Origin of the sequence: Mycobacterium simulans (assembly GCF_900232995.1) — a bacterium.
Lineage (GTDB): Bacteria > Actinomycetota > Actinomycetes > Mycobacteriales > Mycobacteriaceae > Mycobacterium > Mycobacterium simulans.
Genome location: NZ_OCVX01000034.1, coordinates 1 through 1,210 on the forward strand (window position 1 = coordinate 1; position 1,210 = coordinate 1,210).

The 1,210-nt window shown below is 67.2% G+C and carries 1 protein-coding gene; it reads left to right on the forward strand.

The features are described 5' to 3' along the window. A partial coding sequence (locus tag MSIMFI_RS26680; protein ID WP_191499936.1) for an acyltransferase domain-containing protein occupies positions 1–1,210 on the forward strand: 1,210 nt, incomplete at both ends.

The following is a 1,210-nucleotide window of genomic DNA, read 5'->3' on the forward strand; positions in this document are numbered from 1 at the left end:
GGTGGGTTGTGGGGGGGGGCGGGGGGGGGTGGGGGGGGGGTGGGGGGGGGGGGGGGGGGGGGTGGGGGGGGGGGGGGTGGGGGGGGGTGGGTGGGGGTGGGGGTGGGGGGGCTGGGGCGGCGGTTGGGGGAATGGGGTGGGGGGTTGGGTGTGGCCGCGGTCAATGGCCCATCGCAGACGATTGTCAGTGGTGAGCGGGCCGCGGTGGAGGACTTTGTGGGCGCCTGTGAGCGCGATGGGGTTCAGGTACTGCAGTTGGCGGTCGATTACGCCTCGCATTCAGCCCAGGTGGAGGAGCTGGGTGAGCAGCTGGTCGGCGAGCTGGCTGGGCTCATCCCGCAGTCTTCGCAGGTGGCGTTGTATTCCACGGTGGCTAGTGCGGTGGCCGAGGAGCCGTTGGATACCACCGTGATGGATGCCCGGTATTGGTTCTCCAATCTGCGGCAGCCGGTCCGTTTCCTCGACACGGTCGCGCATCTGCTCGCCCAGCGGGAGCGGGTGTTTGTGGAGTTGTCGGCGCATCCGGTGTTGGCGGCCGCGATCAGCGACACCCTGGCCGGTACCCAGGGGCGGTCGCAGTCGGTGGTGATCCCGACCCTGCATCGTGACCACTCGGATCTGGATGCCTTGGCCGGCGCGCTGGGCCGGCTGCACACCCATGGTCACAGCCCGTCCTGGCAGCAGCTGTATCCGCGGGGCCGGGCGGTCGGGTTGCCGACGTATTCCTTTGAGCACCGGCGCTATTGGCTGGAAGCGGCTGCGGCGGCGCCGGTGGAGGTGGTGGGTGATCCCGCTGGGGAGGCCCTGTGGAAGGCCATTGATGATGACGCGGTTGATGTGGTGGCCAAGATGTTGGGGCTGGGTGAGGTTGATAGTGCTGCATCGGTGGGGCAGTTGTTGGTGGCGTTACGTCACTGGCGCAGGGACGTGGGGCTGCGTTCGAGGGTTGATGGGTTGCGGTATGAGGTGGGTTGGCAGCGGGTTAGGCCAGTGGTGTTCCCGCGGACTCGTCCGCGGTGGTTGGTGGTGGCGCGTGCCGGACAGGCTGACGATGGATGGATTGCGGATTTATTGGCCCGCTATCCCGATGCCGTTGAGGTTCTTCTTGTTGAGTCGGGTGAGTTGGACAGGCACTCGTTGTCGGCCTTGTTGTCCAAAGCTGTCGAGCGGGGACATTGCGATGGGATTGTGTCGTTCCTGGCGCTAGGAC